The sequence below is a fragment of the Mucilaginibacter corticis genome (assembly GCF_007558865.1).
Classification (GTDB): domain Bacteria; phylum Bacteroidota; class Bacteroidia; order Sphingobacteriales; family Sphingobacteriaceae; genus Mucilaginibacter; species Mucilaginibacter corticis.
On the sequence record NZ_VLPK01000001.1, the window covers coordinates 1,749,962 to 1,770,531 of the forward strand.

Annotated in this window: 20 protein-coding genes; 9 read left to right on the plus strand and 11 right to left on the minus strand. The window is 42.4% G+C overall.

All coding sequences use genetic code 11. From position 1 onward, the window contains the following. Positions 1 to 221: 221 nt before the first annotated feature. The 5 genes from FO440_RS07615 to FO440_RS07635 form a co-directional block, all read right to left on the minus strand. Positions 222 to 1,457, minus strand: a complete 1,236-nt coding sequence (locus FO440_RS07615) for an RNA polymerase sigma factor (RefSeq protein ID WP_144247595.1) — start codon at positions 1,455 to 1,457, stop codon at positions 222 to 224. Positions 1,458 to 1,496: 39 nt separating this feature from the next. Next, positions 1,497 to 1,844, minus strand: a complete 348-nt coding sequence (locus tag FO440_RS07620; RefSeq protein ID WP_144247596.1) for a YciI family protein — start codon at positions 1,842 to 1,844, stop codon at positions 1,497 to 1,499. A gap of 112 nt (positions 1,845 to 1,956) precedes the next feature. Further along, positions 1,957 to 2,685, minus strand: a complete 729-nt coding sequence (locus FO440_RS07625; RefSeq protein WP_144247597.1) for an SDR family oxidoreductase — start codon at positions 2,683 to 2,685, stop codon at positions 1,957 to 1,959. Positions 2,686 to 2,720: 35 nt separating this feature from the next. Beyond that, on the minus strand, positions 2,721 to 4,268 hold the full coding sequence (locus tag FO440_RS07630; RefSeq protein WP_144247598.1) for a DHA2 family efflux MFS transporter permease subunit: 1,548 nt from the start codon (positions 4,266 to 4,268) through the stop codon (positions 2,721 to 2,723). A 119-nt stretch (positions 4,269 to 4,387) separates the two neighbouring features. Further along, complete coding sequence (locus FO440_RS07635; RefSeq protein ID WP_144247599.1) at positions 4,388 to 4,984, minus strand: TetR/AcrR family transcriptional regulator; 597 nt, start codon at positions 4,982 to 4,984, stop codon at positions 4,388 to 4,390. A 312-nt stretch (positions 4,985 to 5,296) separates the two neighbouring features. Between FO440_RS07635 and truB the strand changes: the two genes are divergently transcribed. The 3 genes from truB to FO440_RS07650 all read left to right on the plus strand — a co-directional run bounded on the left by truB (position 5,297) and on the right by FO440_RS07650 (position 8,173). Further along, positions 5,297 to 6,013, plus strand: coding sequence for a tRNA pseudouridine(55) synthase TruB (gene truB, locus FO440_RS07640; protein WP_144247600.1), 717 nt, complete (start codon positions 5,297 to 5,299; stop codon positions 6,011 to 6,013). A gap of 64 nt (positions 6,014 to 6,077) precedes the next feature. Then, a complete protein-coding gene (locus tag FO440_RS07645; protein WP_144247601.1) occupies positions 6,078 to 7,007 on the plus strand; it encodes a bifunctional riboflavin kinase/FAD synthetase in 930 nt (309 codons plus the stop codon). A gap of 119 nt (positions 7,008 to 7,126) precedes the next feature. Beyond that, positions 7,127 to 8,173: a DUF2157 domain-containing protein gene (locus tag FO440_RS07650; protein WP_144247602.1), complete on the plus strand. Its 1,047-nt coding sequence runs from the start codon at positions 7,127 to 7,129 to the stop codon at positions 8,171 to 8,173. Positions 8,174 to 8,179: 6 nt separating this feature from the next. Here the strand turns inward: FO440_RS07650 and FO440_RS07655 are convergent, their stop codons facing one another. Then, positions 8,180 to 8,824 carry a LysE family translocator gene (locus FO440_RS07655; RefSeq protein ID WP_144247603.1) on the minus strand — a complete coding sequence of 215 codons (645 nt, stop codon included), beginning with the start codon at positions 8,822 to 8,824 and terminating at the stop codon, positions 8,180 to 8,182. Positions 8,825 to 8,914: 90 nt separating this feature from the next. Between FO440_RS07655 and FO440_RS07660 the strand changes: the two genes are divergently transcribed. Continuing rightward, a complete protein-coding gene (locus FO440_RS07660) occupies positions 8,915 to 9,376 on the plus strand; it encodes a substrate-binding domain-containing protein (RefSeq protein WP_144247604.1) in 462 nt (153 codons plus the stop codon). Between the two features lie 266 nt (positions 9,377 to 9,642). On the opposite strand, the gene FO440_RS07665 is transcribed toward FO440_RS07660, so the two are convergent. Both FO440_RS07665 and FO440_RS07670 read right to left on the minus strand, forming a co-directional pair. Then, positions 9,643 to 11,724, minus strand: a complete 2,082-nt coding sequence (locus FO440_RS07665; protein ID WP_144247605.1) for a TonB-dependent receptor — start codon at positions 11,722 to 11,724, stop codon at positions 9,643 to 9,645. A 121-nt stretch (positions 11,725 to 11,845) separates the two neighbouring features. Then, entirely contained in the window at positions 11,846 to 12,367 is a 522-nt protein-coding gene (locus FO440_RS07670) for an NADPH-dependent FMN reductase (protein WP_144247606.1), read from the minus strand. Positions 12,368 to 12,598: 231 nt separating this feature from the next. Between FO440_RS07670 and FO440_RS07675 the strand changes: the two genes are divergently transcribed. The 5 genes from FO440_RS07675 to lepB are packed head-to-tail and all read left to right on the plus strand — an operon-like array spanning position 12,599 to position 16,987. Continuing rightward, on the plus strand, positions 12,599 to 13,402 hold the full coding sequence (locus FO440_RS07675; RefSeq protein WP_144247607.1) for a ParA family protein: 804 nt from the start codon (positions 12,599 to 12,601) through the stop codon (positions 13,400 to 13,402). Between the two features lies 1 nt (position 13,403). Continuing rightward, positions 13,404 to 14,324, plus strand: a complete 921-nt coding sequence (locus tag FO440_RS07680; protein ID WP_144247608.1) for a ParB/RepB/Spo0J family partition protein — start codon at positions 13,404 to 13,406, stop codon at positions 14,322 to 14,324. 4 nt (positions 14,325 to 14,328) lie between these two features. Continuing rightward, positions 14,329 to 15,024 carry a DUF5683 domain-containing protein gene (locus tag FO440_RS07685; RefSeq protein WP_144247609.1) on the plus strand — a complete coding sequence of 232 codons (696 nt, stop codon included), beginning with the start codon at positions 14,329 to 14,331 and terminating at the stop codon, positions 15,022 to 15,024. Between the two features lie 36 nt (positions 15,025 to 15,060). Next, the gene (gene dapB, locus FO440_RS07690; protein WP_144247610.1) at positions 15,061 to 15,807 is read left to right on the plus strand and encodes a 4-hydroxy-tetrahydrodipicolinate reductase; all 747 of its coding nucleotides are present in this window, start codon (positions 15,061 to 15,063) and stop codon (positions 15,805 to 15,807) included. 34 nt (positions 15,808 to 15,841) lie between these two features. Beyond that, positions 15,842 to 16,987, plus strand: coding sequence for a signal peptidase I (gene lepB / locus FO440_RS07695; RefSeq protein ID WP_144247611.1), 1,146 nt, complete (start codon positions 15,842 to 15,844; stop codon positions 16,985 to 16,987). A 99-nt stretch (positions 16,988 to 17,086) separates the two neighbouring features. Here lepB and FO440_RS07700 read toward each other — a convergent pair whose 3' ends face one another. The 3 genes from FO440_RS07700 to bshC form a co-directional block, all read right to left on the minus strand. Next, a complete protein-coding gene (locus FO440_RS07700) occupies positions 17,087 to 18,181 on the minus strand; it encodes an Ldh family oxidoreductase (RefSeq protein ID WP_144247612.1) in 1,095 nt (364 codons plus the stop codon). A 73-nt stretch (positions 18,182 to 18,254) separates the two neighbouring features. Next, positions 18,255 to 18,875: an IPT/TIG domain-containing protein gene (locus tag FO440_RS07705; protein ID WP_144247613.1), complete on the minus strand. Its 621-nt coding sequence runs from the start codon at positions 18,873 to 18,875 to the stop codon at positions 18,255 to 18,257. 66 nt (positions 18,876 to 18,941) lie between these two features. Next, complete coding sequence (bshC, locus tag FO440_RS07710) at positions 18,942 to 20,564, minus strand: bacillithiol biosynthesis cysteine-adding enzyme BshC (RefSeq protein WP_144247614.1); 1,623 nt, start codon at positions 20,562 to 20,564, stop codon at positions 18,942 to 18,944. Positions 20,565 to 20,570 lie beyond the last annotated feature (6 nt).

Genomic DNA, 20,570 nt, shown 5'->3' on the forward strand with positions numbered 1-20,570 from the left:
GATTGATGAAATTCAAAAAGCATATCTTTCTCATATATTGGTTTATAATTGGTTAGTAAGAGCTCCTGCCCATCAGGAGCTCTTCTTTTTGCCCCCTAACCCCCTAAAGGGGGAATTAATAGCAAAGTCTTTTACTAATACCGAATCATGAATTTTGAATACAGAATATAGAAGTGGATGCTTTTGTTCATTATTCTTTATTCGACATTCGGTGTTCGATATTAGTTTTCCAACTCCTCAATATTCTTTTTGATCCGGTTCTTTTCAGCTTGATTTTTTGTGAGCTTTAAGGCGGATTGTAAATGTTGCAGGGCTTTTTGCTGATCAATGCCTGTGTACAGGTGGGCCAGTAATGAGTGGTATAAATGATTATCTGCCAGTTGGGTTAGTTTTTCGGCCTCAATAATGGCCTCTGCTTTTCCCCTGGCTTTGGCCAAGGCGTAGGTGCGGTTAAGTGCTGCCATGGGCGAGTATTCAAGTATAAGTAGCTTGTTGTATAGCTGTAAAACATTGTCCCATTTTTCGGGGCTATCCTGCTTTTGGGTGTGCCAGTAGGCAATGGTAGCCTCTATATGGTAACGGGTTAATTGCGGGCCTTTGGCGCCGCGAACCAGGTAATAAGTGCCGCGCGATATCAGTTCATCATTCCACAAGCTGCTGTCCTGGTCATCGTAAAGAATGATCTCGCCATCCTTATCCATCCGTGCGTCAAACCGCGAAGCATGAAAACACATCAATGAAAATAAGGCGTTTACAATGGGCAGATCGGTAGCGTGATTTTGGATCAGCAAATAATTTAAACGCATGGCCTCAAGGCACAGTTCCCTGCGCAGGTTAGTATTGCCGCTGCTTGAATAATAGCCCTCGTTAAATAGCAGGTACAAAGTAAGCAGTACTGTATCCAACCGTTTGTTTATCTCTTTACTATCCGGGAACTCGATCTTGACGTTTTGTTCACGTAATTTCTCCTTCGCCCTGAAAAGGCGTTTGTTGATGGTTTCTTTGTTGGATAAAAAAGCGTCGGCAATTTCATCTATCCCAAAACCGCAAAGAATGCGCAACGCCAAACCTATCTGCGCTTCGGCTGGGATCAGGGGCTGGCAAATGGCAAACATCATTTGCAACTGGCTGTCATTTATGCTTTCTTCGGATAGATCTATCTCAACATCTTCGGTTTGCTGAATTTCATTTTTTATCTGGGTGGCAACCTTTTCATTGAAAATGGCATTATGCTTTAAATAGTCCTTCGCCTTATTTTTGGCTACGGTGTAAAGCCATGCGGCCGGGTTATCTGGTAACCGGGTTTTACCCCATGTCTCTGAGGCCAGCAAAAAAGTATCGCTGGCAATATCTTCGGCTATCTGGATATGCTCAAAACCAAACAGGCGCGCCAGTACGGCAATTATTTTGCGATACTCGGTCCGGTATAAATGTGGTATAAGCTGATCTTGTTGCATAATATAAGTAATGCCCCTGCAATTGCAGGGACATTAAATTTAGCGCTGCATAGGTAAAATTTGCCTTACCTCGACATTGCCGCCTGTGGCTAATATCGGGCAGTCTTTTGATAGCTCGGCAGCCTCTTCAAGCGAAGAAGCGCGGATCACGATGTAGCCGCCTATGGATTCTTTAACTTCCACATAGGGGCCATCGGTAATGATGCTGCCCGGTTTAACTACTTTACCGTCGGTAGCCAATCGGTTGCCGCTGTCGGCTAATTTGTTTTGGGCAGCAAGGCTACCCATCCAGTCTTGCCATGGTTTAGTAACTTCCTGCATTTGTGCAGGTGTTAATTGCGCGTCGAAGTTGGCATCGCGTCTGAAGATCAATAAGAAGTCGTTCATTTTATTTGAGTTTAGTGATTAAAAACTAATGACGATCCATCCATTTAAAACTGGACAGATCGCCATGATTTTTTTATAACTCTATAAAATGAAGTTAGAAAAAATATTAGTGTTATTGGTTAATGGCATTAAAAGCATCAACCGGCGACAGACTGTAAATTTGAGCTGTATTACCTACGTGGATCTCATATGTGTCGTTTTCAAACGCATTGATCAGGTCGTCGGCAACCTGGCTTGGCGGGATACCGTTTTCGCCGCCAATATCTTTTGAAAAATCAGTATTTACCAACGGCGGCATCAATTCAAATACTTTGATCCCGGTTGTTTTTGCCAATTCAAAACGCAAAGACTGAGTGTACGAATGTAAAGCTGCTTTACTAGCCGAATAAGTTGGCAGGGTACTACGTGGTGTTAATGCCAGTATGGATGTAACGGTAACGATAGCAGCTTCTGGCGATGCGGTTAATGCAGGCAAAAGTTGATCGGTTAAGCTCAATACCGAAAAGAAATTGGTGTTAAATTCGTCAATCGCTATTTGTGTCGAGTTGGCATTTTGGCCAAGCTTATATACAGAAGCATTACCCGCGTTGTTGATCAGGATATCCAATCCGCCAAAATCTGCGGTAATGGTGGTTACTAATTTTTTTACGTCGTCGGGATTATTAATATCGGCAACAATAGGGGTAACATTAGCAAGGCCTTCTGCAGCTTTTTGCAGTTTATCGGCAGTGCGGCCGGTTATAATAACTTTATTGTTTTTGGCACTTAATTGTTTGGCTATTTCTAAGCCTATGCCTGAACCACCACCGGTTACCAGCACTGTTTTGTTTGTAATATTCATTTTGTTGTTTATTTAAATTGATTTAACAATTATGATTAATGGTCATTCAATACCAGTTTTGGCGGCCCGGCTTTGCGTTTCATTACCAGTAAAAGCAGAGGCAGTGCCAAGGCAAATAATAAGCCTATCAGCATATAAGAATCTATATAACTTAATAAGGTTGATTGCTTTACCACAGTTACATCTACCATTTTTATAGCTTTTTGATGTGCGTCTAATAGCCCTATACCTTTATGTTGAAAATAGCTGGTGAAACGGTTTACTCTTTCTGTTACCTGGGGATTACCGGCTGTGATATTGCTGATCAGGTCAACCCTGTGCGATGCTGTTCTGCGGGTAGAGTAGGTAGTGATGGCAGAGATACCGAATGAACCACCCAACTGCCGCATCATGTTGTTTAAAGCTGTCCCCTGCGGCATATCTTTAGCGGGCAAACTTGATACGGCCAACGAGCTTAATGGTACGGTTAACAAAGCCATCCCAACCGCGCGGAAGATCAATCGTGTGGTAATATAACTTGCAGATGTATCAAGGCTGATCTGCGACATAGACCAGTTAAAGAATATAAAACTGATAAAGCCGACTAAAATCACAATAACCGGCGATACACCGCTCTGCAGGATCTTCCCCGTAAATATCAGCGCGAACACAGCTATGATGGCGCCGGGTAATAAAAGTAAACCGGTTTCTGTAGGGGTAAAGCCCAGCAATCTTTGCGCTATTACCGGCGTTAAAAATATCGAGGTAAACATACCCACTCCGGTTATAAAGGTTAATATGGCAGCAACACTTAATGATTTACTTTTAAGCACCCGTAAGTCGACGACAGGATTTGGAGTATGCAACTCCCATAAAACAAAAGCGGTAAGGCTGATCACGGCTATTATGGTAAGCGCTAAAATGTACCCTTTGGCAAACCAGTCTTCTGCCTGACCGCGCTCTAATACAGTTTGTAATGATCCAATACCAATGGTGAGCAGGATAATGCCTGTCCAGTCAATACCGCCGGCTTTGGCTTTTACTGTAGGTTCGGCTAATAAAAAGTAGCATGAGGTCGCTGCGGCTATCCCTATGGGGATATTAATGTAGAAGATCCATGGCCACGAAAAATTTTCCGTAATGTAACCACCCAGAGTAGGGCCAATGGTTGGTCCGATAAACACGCCTATGCCAAATAAAGCGCTAGCGGTGCCGATCTTCTCTTTCGGAAATTGCTCATATACCACTGCTGCTGAAACAGAAAGCAGCGCGCCACCGCCTAACCCCTGTAAAAACCGGAACAAAACCAGTTCGCTAATGCCCGACGCGTTACCACACATAAACGAACAAATGGTGAACAGGATGATAGACCCTATATAATAATTACGCCTGCCCAGTTTGGTGCTTAAAAAGCTGGTCATGGGTATAATGATCACGTTTGCTATTGCGTATGACGTAATTACCCAGGCGGTATCCTCAAGCGTTGAACCAAGGTTGCCGCTCATGTAGGATAGGGCCACGTTTACGATGGAGGTATCTATCAGCTCCATTATAGCGGCGCAGATCACAGTAATTATTAGTACTTGTCTTTTTAGCGGGCTCATTTTTATTTTGTACCGATTGGTATATTTTAAGTTGTGCGTTTAACTATTTATTCTTTGTTTTGATAGTGCAATGTTAAATCATAAAAAATACCGATTGGTATATTTTATGTCAAATTTTTTTATTTCTTCATTTGGTCTATAAGCAATTTTACAGTAGCCAGGATATGTTCAAGATTGGCTTTACTACCGGTTACCTTACCTATCATAATACCACCCTCAATTAATGCAATGATGGAGAGGGCCGATTGATTAACATCAACATCAGCCTTAAATTCGCCTGCGGTAATACCGCCCTGTATTAGCTCTACAATGTTTTTCTTCCACCTGATTATGGCTTTGGAAGCTTTATCTTTTAGCAGATTGTTGGTGTCGTCGGCTTCAATTGCTGTGTTTAATATGGCACAGCCACCACGTTCTGCCAAGATAGAATCGCTGTAAACTTTGGTATAAACCAATAGCTTATCGTGATAAGTAGTTTCCTGATCGATTAACTGCTGGATCTTTTCCCTGACGCGGAGGGTGTTAAAATCAAAAACCGCAAGTGCCACATCTTCCTTGCTTTCAAAATTACCATATATGCTGCCCTTGGTAAGGCCGGTAGCCTCGGTAAGGTCAGACAATGACGTACCCGCATACCCTTTCTTATTGAAAACAACCGCGGTTTTTTCAATAATGAACTGGCGCGTACGCTCTGCTTTTGATGACTCTTTATCCACGATGCAAATATACCAATTGGTATTTAATTGTGTGTTTTTATTGTGTCATAATTGACTAAGATTTTTAAGATAGAAGGATTGTAGGTTGAATAAACGCGGTGGACTCACCCCGACTTAGCTTCGCTCGTCGACCCTCTCTTCGCCTTCGGCGGAAAGAGGGCAATTGTTCAATAGTAAATATAAATAGTGATAGCCTTTTTACCGCTTGCGGAAGAGAGGGCAGGTCCAGCGACGCGTAGACGGGGTGAGTAATTGCTCGCGCCCAAACAACCAAGCATAATTATTACCTTTGCAGCAACAAAAACGTACACATTGGATAACGCACAACCAAAAAATAAAGAATTTGATTTTGCCGCAGGCGAATTGCTGCTGGTGAATAAACCTTACCAATGGACAAGTTTTGATGTGGTGGGTAAACTGCGTAATTCATTTAAACCGCTAAAACTAAAAGTGGGCCACGCCGGCACGCTTGATCCGCTTGCTACGGGGCTGCTCATTATCTGCACCGGTAAGATGACCAAGCAGATAGATACCTTCCAGGCCGAAGAAAAAGAATATACCGGCACCATGGTGCTGGGCGCTACCACGCCATCGTACGATATGGAAACCGAAGTTGACGAAACTTTTGATACAAGCAACCTAACCGACGACCAGATACGTAATGCCTGTAAACAATTTATGGGCGATATACAACAATACCCACCTGCACACTCGGCCATAAAGGTTGATGGCGAACGTTTATATGAAAAAGCCCGCCGCGGCGAAGAGGTTGAACTTAAACTACGTGCGGTAACCATCAGCGAATTTGAGATAACACGTATTGAATTACCCGAAGTCGATTTTCGCGTGGTATGCAGCAAGGGCACTTACATACGGTCGTTGGTTAATGATTTTGGCAGGGCACTTAACAATGGCGCATACCTCTCAAAACTTACCCGCACCCGCAGCGGCAACTTTAAACTAACAGATGCCTGGGAGGTTATGGAACTGGTAAATGTTATTCGAGAACGTAAAGTAATGAGTGAATGAGTGATTTTTGAATGAGTGAATTCAAACTTTGCACAAATTCGAAATTGAACATCCGACATCCGAAATGAAAATATACCATCATATTGATGAATTTAAGCCGGTTAAAAATGCCGTTGTTACCATCGGCACTTTTGATGGCGTACACCTGGGGCACCGTAAAATAGTATCGCGCATAAAAGAACTGGCAGATGCCTGCGATGGCGAAACCGTTATTTTAACCTTCTTTCCGCATCCGCGGATGATCCTGCATCCTGAGGATGAAAATATAAAGCTGATCACTACCATCAATGAAAAGGCGCAGCTGTTAGAGCAATTAGGTGTCGATCATTTAATTATTACACCATTTTCCAGGGATTTCTCCAACCAAAGCGCCGAGGATTATATCCGTGATGTATTAGTCAACAAGATCGGTACAAAAAAAATTGTGATAGGTTATGATCACCGCTTCGGTAAAGACCGCCGTGGCGGATTGAGCGATTTGCTGCACCTCTCGCCCATTTATGGTTTCGAGGTGATAGAGATCCCTGAGCAGGATATTAACGAGGTAGCAGTAAGCTCTACCCGCATCCGTGAAGCATTACTGGCTGCAAATATTGAACTGGCCAATACGTTTTTAGGTTACCCGTTCTTTATTACCGGCAAAGTGATCCGCGGCGACCAGATTGGCCGGCAGATAGGTTATCCTACCGCTAACATCCAGATCGAGGAAAAATACAAGCTGATCCCCGCCGATGGCATTTTCGCGGTTAAGGTACAGCATGATGGCACCGAATATAAAGGCATGGCCTATATCGGCAGCCGCCCCACCATTAACGGCATGACGCGTAATATCGAGGTTAACTTGTTCGACTTTAGTAAAGAGATCTATAACGAAACCATCCGCATGGAGTTTCACTATTTTGTGCGGGGCGATGTTAAGTTTAACGGCTTAGACGAGTTGAAAGTACAGATAGCGAAGGATAAGGAAGATGTTTTGCAGTTGCTTGGTCAATAGTCATTGGTCATCAGTCATTAGATTTTATTATATTAAGTTCTTGAACTTTAATTAATAGTTTTGTTAAGTAAGTAAATCATTGTCATTGAATATCACTAATGACTAATGACAAATGCCCAATGACCAAACTAAACATCGATAAAGCCGAAAGTGAGTTTTTGAATAAAACCATTGCCCACTGGGAAAAAGAAAATCTGGTGAGCGATGAGCAGGCTGAAAACCTTCGTACATCATACGAGGTAAAAGGCTTTGACTGGATGCGGCTGGCAAAATATTCGTTTTGGATAGCGCTCATTTGCGGCGGCGCATCGTTCGCGTTCCTCATCGTTAATGATGCTGTTGTAAACTGGCTCAAGCATTTATATTATACCCCAGATATTGTCATCAGTATCATATCAGCTATTGCTGCTGCCTTGTTGTTTTACTGGGGCCGTCGCAGAGAACGGATTTATCCTGAAATGATCTTTAGTAATGAAGCCGTAATATTTACCGGCATATTATTCACCGCCTGCTGTATAGCTTATTTGGGTAAAGCGTTAGACCGGGGGTCGGGCCATTATTCTTTATTGTTTTTGCTATCGGTTTTTGTGTATGGCTTTTTAGGCTGGCGGATGCGGTCGCGCCTGATATGGCTGTTCGCGCTGGTTTCATTAGGTAGCTGGTTCGGCACAGAAACCGGTTTCCAAACCCATTGGACGGATTATTTCCTGGGGATGAATTATCCTTTGCGCTTCGTACTTTTTGGCGTGGTGCTGGTTAGCGCCTGCGCGGTTTTAAAAAAACGCAAGTGGTTTGCCTATTTCTGGGAGCATACTTACGTATCGGGCTTGTTGTACCTGTTTATGTCGTTGTGGTTGCTCAGCATTTTTGGTAACTACGGCAACCTTGATAAATGGTACCAGATCAAACAGATCAGCTTATACTATTGGGGCATTATCTCCATGGGCGTAGCCGGGTTATTCCTGCTCTACGGCTTAAAAACCAAGGATGATATTGCCCGCGAGTTTGGCATAACCTTCCTGATCATTTTTATCTACACCAAATACTTCGAATACTTTTGGGATAACACTAACCGCACTATTTTCTTCGCCATCCTTGCCGGTTCGTTTTGGCTTATAGGGCGAAAAGCTGAGAAGATTTGGAATTTGAAGAGTAGAAATTCTTAGCGTTAATTAATTTTTCTGTTGAATAGCAGCTTTTGGCTTCACCGCCAGGTACACCCTTTTTACCAAATGATATCCCGCGAAAGCGAAAAATAAAATAGCGATAGCGGTATTGATAACCCTGGTGCTCAATGCAAATTTACTCTGGATATACTGGGCAAAACGGGCATATAAAAAAAGGCATAAAAAAGCTCCGGCTGCAGAGCCAATACTAAATATTATTAAAGCGACATTGCCGTCCAATATCCATTCGTGTGTTATCAGGTAAGTGCCGGTAATGATCCAGAAAGGTACCTGCATAGGGTTTACAAACCCCAGGATAATGCCATGTTTAATACTGGCGTGCTCACTTTGTTTAGCTTGGGGCGGTTTTTTACGGTTTAGCCAGGTAATTATTCCCAACACTAAAAATAAAGCAAACATTACCCAATCAATCACCACATCAAGGTGTACCTGTGCAGACAGCCATTTGGCCGCGTGCATAATAAAAAAGGTAAAAAAAAGCTCAACGCATGAAAAAGCGATAATAAACTGCATGGCTTGTTTAATGCCACGGTTTATGGTAATGCGTACTACGGTAAGGTTGATGTTTCCGGGTGGGATATAACCTATAAAATTGGCTATCAGCCCCAGGAAGAAAGTCAGAAAAATCATTAACCCCAAAGATATACAAATGCGCAAATATGCCGTTGCGAGAATGATGTTATTAAATTATTAAATCAAATCTGCACCTTTGTAAACCGTATGACAGCATTAACAGAAGAACAACAAGAGCGCATAGACCTGATCAGACACAAGCTGAAGTTTGTTGAACAAAGACCCACAGTTGCCTGCATAACAGCTTTAGACCCATTAATATTATCAGGTGTTAAGGTTGATGAACTGGCCAATATTGCGGGTGGGGCTGCAATAGCAGGGGATGAACAAACTTTGTTAGAGCTTAACCCTGATGTGATCATCCTGATGCCTGTTGATTACTCCATTGCAGAAAGCATGGGGCATATTGATGAGTTGTTGCAGATATTTGGTTTTGTAGACCTGAAAGCGATAAAAAGCAATCGCCTTTATATTGCTGATGCCTCCCGCTTTTTTGAAGATTCGCCCGAAAAATGGGTCGAATCTGTAGAGTTACTGGCAGAGATCATCAATCCCAAACAATTTATTTTTGGATACGAGGGTGACGGATGGATAAGGTTTACTGTCTGAATTATAAGCGGGCTGCCCGTGATGAAGTTCAGCATTAACTAAATGTTTTCAGGGTGATTCACTCCCCAAAAAAAGGTCAAAAATAGCTGTTTTTGAGTCGTTGATAATCAATAAGATAACGTTCAATTATACTTAAAATATCCTGACTTATATGGTGATTCAAAAGTGATTCACTGAAATTGTTAAAATGTTTATTTTCAATATGTTGAGCTAAAAATGTGATTCAAGTGATTCATATTTAAAGTGAATCACTTTCTCTTTAAATACTAAAACCTGATATTAAATCCTGCATAATAATTGCGTAATGCCGATGGGTTAAAAAAGCGGTTTCCCACGGCGTCCAGGTCATCGCCCAGGCTATACTTTTCGTTCAGCAGGTTATCAATGCCGCCAAATATTTCCAGTCTTGATTTGTCGCTTAGTTTATGTTCCCATCCAATTTTGGTTTGTACCAGGTCATACTTTGGCGCATAAAAGGTATTGGCCTCATTTAGCGGGATGCGGGCCGTATGATTATATTGGACATACAGGTAAAAGTGTTCCGGAAATTTTACCTGTACGCTGGCTACGCTTACGTCGCGCGGTACGCCGGTTAGCTCATTACCCGCATAGCTCTTGGTAGCGTCGCTGTAATTGCCAAAAGTAAATTTGCTGATGGTTAACGACTCGCCGATCTGAAGCCCTCTGATAAATCCGGTTTCGCGTTGTTTGATCAGCCAATCGGTAAAATACAATTCCAGGCCCGGTTGTTTGATGTCGCCCGAGTTGGTGTAATATTCTGTTTCCTGCGCGGTTAGCCTGCGCACAATGGCATTATTTAAACGATAGTAAAAGGCGGACACGTCAAACAGCATAGTTTCATCATTATTGCGCAGGCGGAAACCGGTTTCATAGTTCCAGCCGTATTGTGCCTGTAAAGATGTGTTGATGATATTGTTTGACGGGCGAATTTCGGCTGAAGTTGGCGTAGAATATCCACGGCTTACCGATGCACGCCATACAAAGTTGTCGTTTATTTGGTAAGACAATGCCAGGCGCGGCATAACCTGCGGCGAGAAGGTTTGTTTGGTGAATGATGTCTGCTTACGCGGATAAACGTTCCTGAAATCATAGCCATAAAAGTTTAAACTTGCCGCGGCTTCTATGTGTAAACGATCATATAGTGTTTCTTCGTAACGGGCAAAGAAAAAATGCTGGCCTGTATTTACTTTGTCCAGGCTTTGGGCGGTATCACGCACGCCTGCCCGGTTGCCATAGTCGTTATTATCTGCATTGGTTTGCGACCATTCCATACCTACGTTAGCTTTCCAGTTAAAATTGTCTTTAGGTGTGCCGGTAAATTCAAAATAGGTACGCATACCATAAGTACGTTCATAACGTTGCTCGTAGTTGGTAATAAACGGATTGGTAAAGTTTACATACGTTCCATATACCGCGAATATATTGCGGATGTTATTAGTAATATGCCACTCATTCACTGCGCCGCCGTAAGTCATTTTATTGGTAATGCTGGCATGCTGTGCAATAGAACCGGGTACGGCCGGGGTTGAAGGCCTTGCAGCGGTTGGATCGGCAGCGGCCTGCGCCTGGGTTAACCCGCCCGGTGTTTCATAACTCAGGTCAGAATAAAAGCCCAGTACCTTTAAAGAATTATTATTACCGTAAGTCAATTTATCGCTTGCCTGGAAGTAGTTGCGATACATATCGCTATGTACCCTGTAACCGTGAGCTGTTTGATACGACTGGTTAAAATTGAACTGGTTATTTTTTGATACGTTTTGCAGGCCAACGTTTTCATGCACCAACCCGTATGAACCGCCCGACAGTCCAGCGGTTACAAAATTGGTACTATCATAACGGTTAACCGGGCTGATCAAAACCACACCGCCCGAGTTTGCACCGAACAAACTGCCGTCAGGCCCCTTTAATACTTCAATACCTTGTACACTGTTAAAATCAATGGCGTTTAAATAGGTATTACCACCTGCATCGGTAAGCGGCAACTCGTCGTAGTAAATCTTAACATCCCGTATCCCAAATGGCGACCGCAGCAAACTACCCCTTACAGACAACCGGTAACTGCCTGGCGAACGCTCTTCCATCCGTACCCCCGGCACGGTATTAACGGCTGATACCAATGAAATATCAGGCTGTACTTTTAACTGTGCCGGAGATATTACACTTACAGATGCCGGCACACTCAACATAGGCTGATCTGATAAATAGCCCTTAACGGTTACCGTTTTTAGTTTAGTGGTATCGGTCTTTGAATTGTTGTGTTTGTTTTGAGCATTGACGGCAACGCCTATTGTCAGAAATATTATTGTAATGGGGAGAGTTTTAAACACGCTGTATCATATTAGGTTAAAACAAAAATAGCCCTTTATTAATATAAAAAGCTATTGTATTTGTAAGATGTTGGATACGTGATCAGATTGCGGTAATGTGTTATTAGTAAATCAGGATGATCTAAAACTTAATAAATTTCTCTATCTGCTCATCGGTAAACTTCAGGGTATCTTCTTTAAACAGGTCGCTGTATTCATTAAACTCTGATTTAATATTGGCGATATGCAGTTTTAGCGGCATAATGTTTAAATGTACATAATGGCATACACCTGTAAAATGATCGATACCGCGTATGTTGCCGTATTTGCCTGATGATACGCCAACTAACGCTGCTTTCTTTTCATAAAAACTACTGGGAAAAGAACATGCATCAATAAATATTTTCAACGCGCCGGGAAAACTGCCGTTATATTCGGGGATGATAAATATAAATTTGTCGGTAGCGTCAACAATGTCCTGAATTTTTTGAAATTCGGGGCTGCGTTTTCCGTACAGGTCTGTTTCTAATATATTGGGAGGTAGTTGAGCTAAGGATATCAGTCCGGCCTCAATGCCTTTTTCAAGTAATTTTTTTTGATAATAACGCGCCACTTTAAGTGTCGAACTTCCGGGGCGGTTGGTGGAGGATATGATAGTGATCATTAATGACTGAATTACAGAATTATTGAGTTATTGAATTTAAAAATGATAAAATCAGTAATTCAATAACTCAATAATTCACTGACTAAATTGTTTGTAAATTGCCAAAAACTGTGGATTTTGGCGTTATTTAAATATATATCTTAGCGCTTGGTAAAAAGTTTTCCGAAGGTAGAAATTTATATTTCTATTTTTCGTTGTTAATACACCCGTTATAAAATTTGGAGAGATAGAATGAGTAAAATTATTGCTTTAGCCAATCAAAAAGGTGGTGTGGGTAAAACTACATCGTCAATTAACCTGGCTGCAAGTTTAGCCGTATTAGAATACAGAACATTATTAGTTGATGCTGATCCGCAGGCCAATTCAACATCAGGCATTGGTTTTGACCCGCGCAATGTTAAGAATAGCATCTATGAATGCATTATCAACCAGATCGATCCGCACGAAGCTATTATAAAGACCGAAACACCTAATCTTGACCTGTTGCCGGCGCATATTGACCTGGTAGGTGCAGAGATCGAGATGATCAACCTGGAGAACCGTGAGTATAAAATGCAGGAGGTATTCAGCAAAGTACGCGACGAATATGATTTTATCATTATTGATTGTTCACCATCATTAGGCTTAATTACCATTAATGCCTTGACCGCTGCCGATTCTGTGATCATCCCGGTACAATGCGAATACTTCGCTTTGGAAGGTTTGGGTAAATTGTTAAACACCGTTAAGATCGTACAAAATAGATTAAACCCGCAATTAGAAATTGAAGGGATATTGCTGACTATGTATGATGTAAGGCTGCGCCTGTCAAACCAGGTGGTTGAAGAAGTGAGGACCCACTTTGAAGACATGGTATTTGATACCATTATACAGCGCAATACCCGTTTAAGCGAGGCGCCAAGCTTTGGTGTATCAGTAATTATGCATGATGCTACCTGTAAAGGCGCTATAAACTACCTTAATCTGGCCCGCGAGATCATCCGCAAAAATGGTTTGTTGAAAGACGAAGTAAAGGCAGAAACAGAAATAGTATAACATGAGCGCAGAGAAAAGAAACGCATTGGGCAAGGGATTAAGCGCACTGTTAAATGATTCTGAAAATGTACTTCCCTATAAAAAACCTACCGGCAATAATACGCAGGTAAGCACATCGCCCGAGGTTAACAGCCTGGGCTCGGTAAATGAGATAAAAATAGCCGAAATAGAGGTTAACCCTTTCCAGCCACGTACTGATTTTGATGAGCAGGCATTGGCTGACCTTTCGGCTTCTATAAAATTACAGGGGCTTATTCAGCCTATTACAGTGCGTCGCGTAAGCGCGCATCAATTTCAGTTGATATCAGGCGAACGTCGTCTGCGGGCATCAAAATTGGCGGGGTTAACAAATATCCCTGCTTATATACGCACCGCCGACGATCAGCAAATGTTGGAAATGGCGCTGATTGAGAACATTCAGCGCGAAGACCTTAACGCAATAGAGGTTGCTTTAAGTTTTCAGCGTATGCTTGATGAGTTGGACCTGAAGCAGGAAGAGCTTGGCGAACGGGTAAGTAAAAACAGGTCGACAGTGACCAATTACTTAAGGTTATTAAAACTACCACCAACCATACAGGCATCCATACGTGACGGTGAGATCAGCATGGGCCATGCACGCGCTTTGATAACGGTGAATGACCCTACACAACAATTATATATCCATAAGTATATCATTCAGCAGGGTTTATCCGTTCGTAAGGTAGAGGAGATGGTTCGCGACCTGCAAAAGTCGCGCACAAAAAAGGAAGGCAAACAACCTGAACCTATATCGTTTCAATTGCAAAAGATACAGGACGACCTGGCATCAAAGTTTAGCACACAGGTTAAATTGAAGATAGGCAGCCAGGGAAAAGGCGCTATTGAAATTCCTTTTTTATCAGAAGATGATCTTGCCCGCATCCTCGAAATGTTGGATTGGTAAAAACATGCAGAGATATATTTTAATAATTTTCTTATTAACCGGGTTCGCTTTTTCTGCGTTTGCACAAAATCCTGTATCACCAACTAACCCTGCATCGCCGCTTAAAAAAAGTAAAGCAGATAGTTTGCAGGAAAAAAAGGACTCGCTTAAGTCAAAACCCTTTGTTCCTAAAATTGGCGGTATAAAAATTTACCACCCGGATAGTACCCACAGCCCAAGTAAAGCATGGCACCGGTCTGTATTTGTACCCGGTTGGGGCCAGGTATATAACCATCAATATTGGAAGGTGCCGGTTATCTATACCGGATTAACTTTATTAGTAGTGATGTACCGCTTTAACCAGTCAGCCTACACCGAAGATTTAGCCATAGCGAAGTACCGTGAAAGAGGAACCAGCCCAAATCCCGGCGATAAATATTATGCCCTATACCAGGCGTATACCGGCTATAATGATCAGTCAATTAACGACGCGGTAAGAGGATATGCACGTTATCGCGACTTAAGCGTATTGCTTTTTGCTGCTGCCTGGGGCATCCAGACCATTGATGCTTATATCGATGCCAAGTTTAAACATTCTTACTCGATGGATACAGACTTTAGTGTAAAGGTTGTGCCTACGCTTATTAATCAGCAGGTTAATGTGCAAAGTTTTAGTGGCGCATTTATTCCGGGTTTAAAAGTTACCTTTACACTCCGATAAAGAGGCTTATATTTGCCTTGCCATAAAAACAATAAAATGAAGATCGCATTATTAGGTTACGGCAAAATGGGCAAGATCATTGAAAAGATCGCGCTTGACCGTAAACACGAAATCGTATTAAAAATAGATTACGATAACCAGCACGAACTGACTATTGAAAATCTGCAAAAAGCAGATGTAGCTATTGAGTTTAGTACGCCCGCAACCGTATTAGGAAACATAGACCTTTGCTTTAACGCGGACACACCCATTGTAGTTGGTACAACCGGCTGGCACGAGCAGCTAAGCGAAATAAAACAACGTTACCAAGGCAGCGAAAAGGCATTTATGTATGGCACCAACTTTAGTGTAGGCGTAAATATATTTTTCCATATTAACAAGGTATTAGCTAAGGTTATGAACCAGCAGCCTTATTATGATGTACAGGTTGAAGAGATCCACCATACTCAAAAATTAGATTCGCCCAGTGGCACAGCCATAACACTTGCCGAAGGCATTATTGATAACCTGGATGATAAAAAGAACTGGGTTAATGTTTTAACAGATACTAATAACCCTGCCGATGCCAGCACAAAGGTTGAGGATGTGTTGATAGAGTCATACCGTATTGATAGCGTACCGGGTACGCATACCGTTATTTATGATTCGGAAGTTGATACCATCGAGATAAAGCATACCGCCCACAACCGCAACGGGTTTGCACTAGGCGCGGTTTTAGCAGCCGAGTGGGTTAAGGATAAGAAAGGCTTTTTCTCTGTGGCCGATATGTTTGATTTATCGTAATAATAAATTACTTTACCACAATATTTAAAAGATAATGAACTGGAAATTCTGGAACAAGAATAAAACAAATACAAAGGCCAAAGCAAAAAAGAAGACCAAAACCCGCGAGTGGGTTGATGCCGTTGTATTTGCCGTAATTGCCGCTACGCTGATAAGGACCTTTTTTATTGAGGCTTATACCATACCCACCCCATCAATGGAGCGCTCATTACTGGTTGGCGATTTCTTGTTTGTAAGTAAATTAAATTACGGCCCGCGTACACCTATGACGCCTATAGCGTTTCCGTTTGCACACCATACCATGCCGCTGATCAATACCAAAGCATATTGGGATGGCCTTGAGTTAAACTATCACCGCTTGCCGGGTTTTGGCGAGGTTAAAAGAGGCGATGTGGTTGTTTTTAACTACCCGATGGATGCAGATTCGCCGCTTTACAGGCCTGTTGACAAACGCGAAAATTATATTAAACGCTGCCAGGGTATAGGCGGTGATACTTTAAGTGTTGTTAATGCACAAGTTTATGTAAATGGAAAGCCGGCATCAAATCCGCCGGAGAGCCAGTTGGATTATACAGTGACAGCTGCTACACCATTAAATCCGGATGTTGAAGATCAGCTTCACATAAAACGCTATAATGGGGAGAATTCATATCCTTTCATGACTAAAGATGCTTACAATACGCTAAAAGGTTATACAGGCGTTACTATTACACCGAATATTCGCAAGCCCGGCGAACCCGACCAGGTATATCCTACAAATCCAAGTCACCCTGTGGGCCCGCCTAATTTGATGTTGCCGGGTAAACAGCATGATTATAAATGGAACGTAGATAATTACGGCCCAATCATTATCCCTAAAAAAGGGTGGACCGTTAAACTGGATAGTGTTACTTACCCGTTGTATGAACGTTGTATCAGCGTTTATGAAAATAACAAGGTACAGATAGTAGGCAAAGACATCCTGATAAATGGTGTAAAGACAGATAGCTACACCTTTAAAATGAACTATTACTGGATGATGGGCGATAATCGCCATGATTCTGACGACTCGCGCTACTGGGGTTTTGTACCAGAAGACCATATTGTAGGCAAGGCACTATTTGTTTGGATGAGTATAGATGATGATGCCTCTTTCTTCAGCAAAATAAGATGGAGCAGGTTATTTAAGGTGATTCATTAAGCGCCCAGCCCCCTGAAGGGGGAGCTGATTAGCATACGAAAAAGCGGCTTGGTTATTTACCAAACCGCTTTTGTTTTATATACGTATTGGGATATGCTCTTAAAATTTCCCCTTCAGGGGGCGGAGGGGGCTAACGTTTAGCCTCTGCGCCAACTCATTCAAATCCTCAACAACAGCGTCAACCAACGGAATCCCGTTTTTTCTCCTGTCTATTTCTGCTTCATATTCCGGTTCGCCGGGAATAATTACTTTTTGGTCCGGGTTAATGGCTGAGGCTGATTTAAATCGCGATACCCAGTTATCCAAATGATCTTTAAACTCATTAACCGGCCTAAAGCCGTCAACACGCATGGCGCCTAAAAAGTGGCCTATACCTGTCCCAACAGGATCAGCGGGCGGTTCTAAAAAAGAAACAAAAGGCGGTACCCATGGCCCGTAATTAGCGCCTGATAGTACTGCCGACAAAATATCAACAGTGGCACTCAATCCAAATCCTTTATGACTGCCATGCTCTCGGTCACTGCCTAAAGGAAGTAGCGAGCCGCCGCTTTTTAAGGCGTGCGGGTCGGTTGTGTAATTTCCTTCTGCATCCTGAATCCATCCTTCGGGAACTTGTTTGCCTGATCGTTGTGCTATTTCCAGTTTACCATTGGCTGCCGCCGAAGTAGCCATATCAACCACCACCGGCGGGTATTTGCCTGTCGGGAAAGCGTAGCACATGGGGTTAGTACCTAACATCCGCTCGTTTGAAAAAGTTGGTGCTACCAGCGGACTGGCATTGGTCATAGCAAAACCGATCATGTCTTTTTGCACCGCCATTAAGGCGTGATAGCCCGCTATACCAAAATGATTTGAATTGCGGATAGATACCCAGCCCGAACCGTATTGTTCGGCCTTTTTTATGGCTACCTGCATGGCAAAGGGTGCTACCACCAAACCCAGGCCTGCGTCGCCATCAATGGTAGCGGTTGTAGGGGTTTCATGTACTATCCCGATGTTAGGGGTAGGGTTGATACGTTGCTTTTGCCATAGGCGCACATAGCCTGTTAATCGGGCTACGCCATGCGAGTCTATCCCGCGCAGATCAGACAATAGTAAAACATCAGCTGCAAGCAAAGCATGTTCTTTGCTGCAGCCCATTGCCAGGAAAATATTTTCAGTGAAAGTTCTTAAGGCAGATTCTGATACAAGCATCTGCAAAGATAACAAGCAGCAATTAAGCTGTGTTTGTTATTTCAGGGTTATTTTTATGATTCTATTAATAGTATTACGGTATATAATTAAAAACCGGGCCATAAAGGGTAATGCCTGATACAATAAGCTTAATAGGCGCTGTGCCTGCATCAGAAGGAACTATAAACGTTATTTGGGTAGTGGTAGCATCGGTAACTTTGGCATCCTTCCCATTTAATGACACCTTATTATTAGTTGCGGTAGCGCTAAATCCGGTACCCGTGATTTTTACAACTGTACCTGCTCCACCTGAGTTTACATCAATTGACGTTACACTTATATAAGTAAAAGCTGGCCCGGTAATAGTAGCGCCGCCATTTACTGAAATGGTTATGGCTCCTGTTCCGGCATCATTGGGTACATTTACTTCTAACTGGGTGGAAGTTGCTAACGTAACGTTTGCAGCTTTACCGTTAAAATATACTTTGTCTTCTGATTGTGCCGAACTAAAATTAGTTCCTGATATAATAACCAGGGTATTATATGTGCCGGCACTAACACTGATAGAAGTTATTGTAGGTGTATTGTCAGTTTGCGTACCATTATTACTGGGATTGGGGTCTCCGCTTTTTTTTGAACAGCTTGTTGTAATTAATACGGTTGCGATGAAAAGTATGCTTAAAGCACGGCTTAATTTTGTGTAATTGATGATCATGTGGTAAGGCGTAATACTACCGTAAATATAATTAAAATTTTAAATTATATTTATGATTTTTCAGTCTTATGCTTCAGTCAGCACCGAAAACTCAAAATCCAGCGGCTCAAAATTGCGGATCAGTTCATTAATAAATTGCTGGCCCCACTTAACATAAAGGAGACCAAAGTTTTCATTACGTTCCTGTAGACTATCTTTTGGGAAAAGCTCATCTTTAATTTGTTCTATCTGCTCTAAGCGGGTATGGTAATTATTTCGCTCGGCTTTAACCAGTTTCTTTTCCAGGTTATCTATGGCTTTTTTTAACCGTGCCTGAATGGCTTCTGTCGACGGGCCCAGGGTTGGGTCGATCTTAGCGGCTTTTTCTTTAAGATGGGTAAAGAGACCGGTCAATTCTTTCCACTCAGTTTGCAGGGATAAATTATGCTCGCTGTGTCTTTTTATCCAGATATTTTTTAAGATATCGGTTGGCTTAAACAGATCGGCCGGAGTAAGTTCCATGCGTTTTATTTTAGCTGCCGATTCTTTTCGCACTACTAATCCCGAATTACGCAAGATCAGTATCGGGAAATCAATTTGATAATGATCAAAGTTTGATTTTAATTCAAGCCAGTAAACCACCTCGGCACCGCCGCCAATGTAAGCTATGTTGGGTAAGATACATTCCTGGTATAAGGGCCGCATCACTACGTTAGGGCTAAACCGTTCGGGATTTAAAGCTATCTCTTGTTTAAGTTCGGCCTCTGTAAAAGTGATATCCGTATTTAATACTTTGTACAGGTTATCTTCAAAAACCAAACGCTCGCGCAAATGACCTTTCAGGTAAAAGAAATTGATCTCGCGCGGGTTAACCTGAATATGTACGCCCTGCTTTACCAGTTCTTCGTTGGTTGTGGTGATATTTTTAAAGCTGTTTTGCTCAATAATATCCCGCTCAATAATAGGGGCGAATTGCTTTTTTAATTGCTTGTTATCTGCATCGATTATGATCAGGCCGTATTGCCCAAATAAAGCGTTCACCATATAGCGCGTCGCGTCTGCCAAACGGTCAAAGCGAGTATAGGCAGTTTCAACAATGGCGGCAAGCTCGGGGCCGTGATGTTCCATCCCCAAAACACCTTTGTATTGATTAAGGGCTTGTCGCATGGTTTCGGGGTGGATGCGTCCTGTTGCCCCGGTAGCTTCAAACCACCAGTGAACTTTTTTACCGCCGATGGTAGTATAATTGATCTCGGCAAAGTCATGATCTTCTGATGCCATCCAATATACCGGCACAAAATTTTTATCCGGAAATTGCGCTTTTAACTGTTGTGCAAGCTTAATAGCACTAACTATTTTATAAATAAAATAAAGCGGACCGGCAAATATATTTAATTGATGGCCTGTTGTAATAGTATAGGTATCGGGCAGCCTCAAACGCTTGATATTTTGCTGAACGGGCTGCGGAATTGAAAATTCAGGATCCCAGATGCGGGCATATTTTTCAATCAACTGGTATTGATCATCCAGTGTATCAGCCAATAGTTCCCTATCGGCAACAACTTTTTTATGTTCTAAAAAATCAGCGAAGCCATCAAAAGTGGGGCGGTGGCTATAAAATGTTTTTAATTCCGGTTTATCTTCCAGGTAGTCAATAACCGTTGGGGAAAAGGCCCCCGTTTCTTTATAGCTTATACAGGCAACGTCCATTTTTTA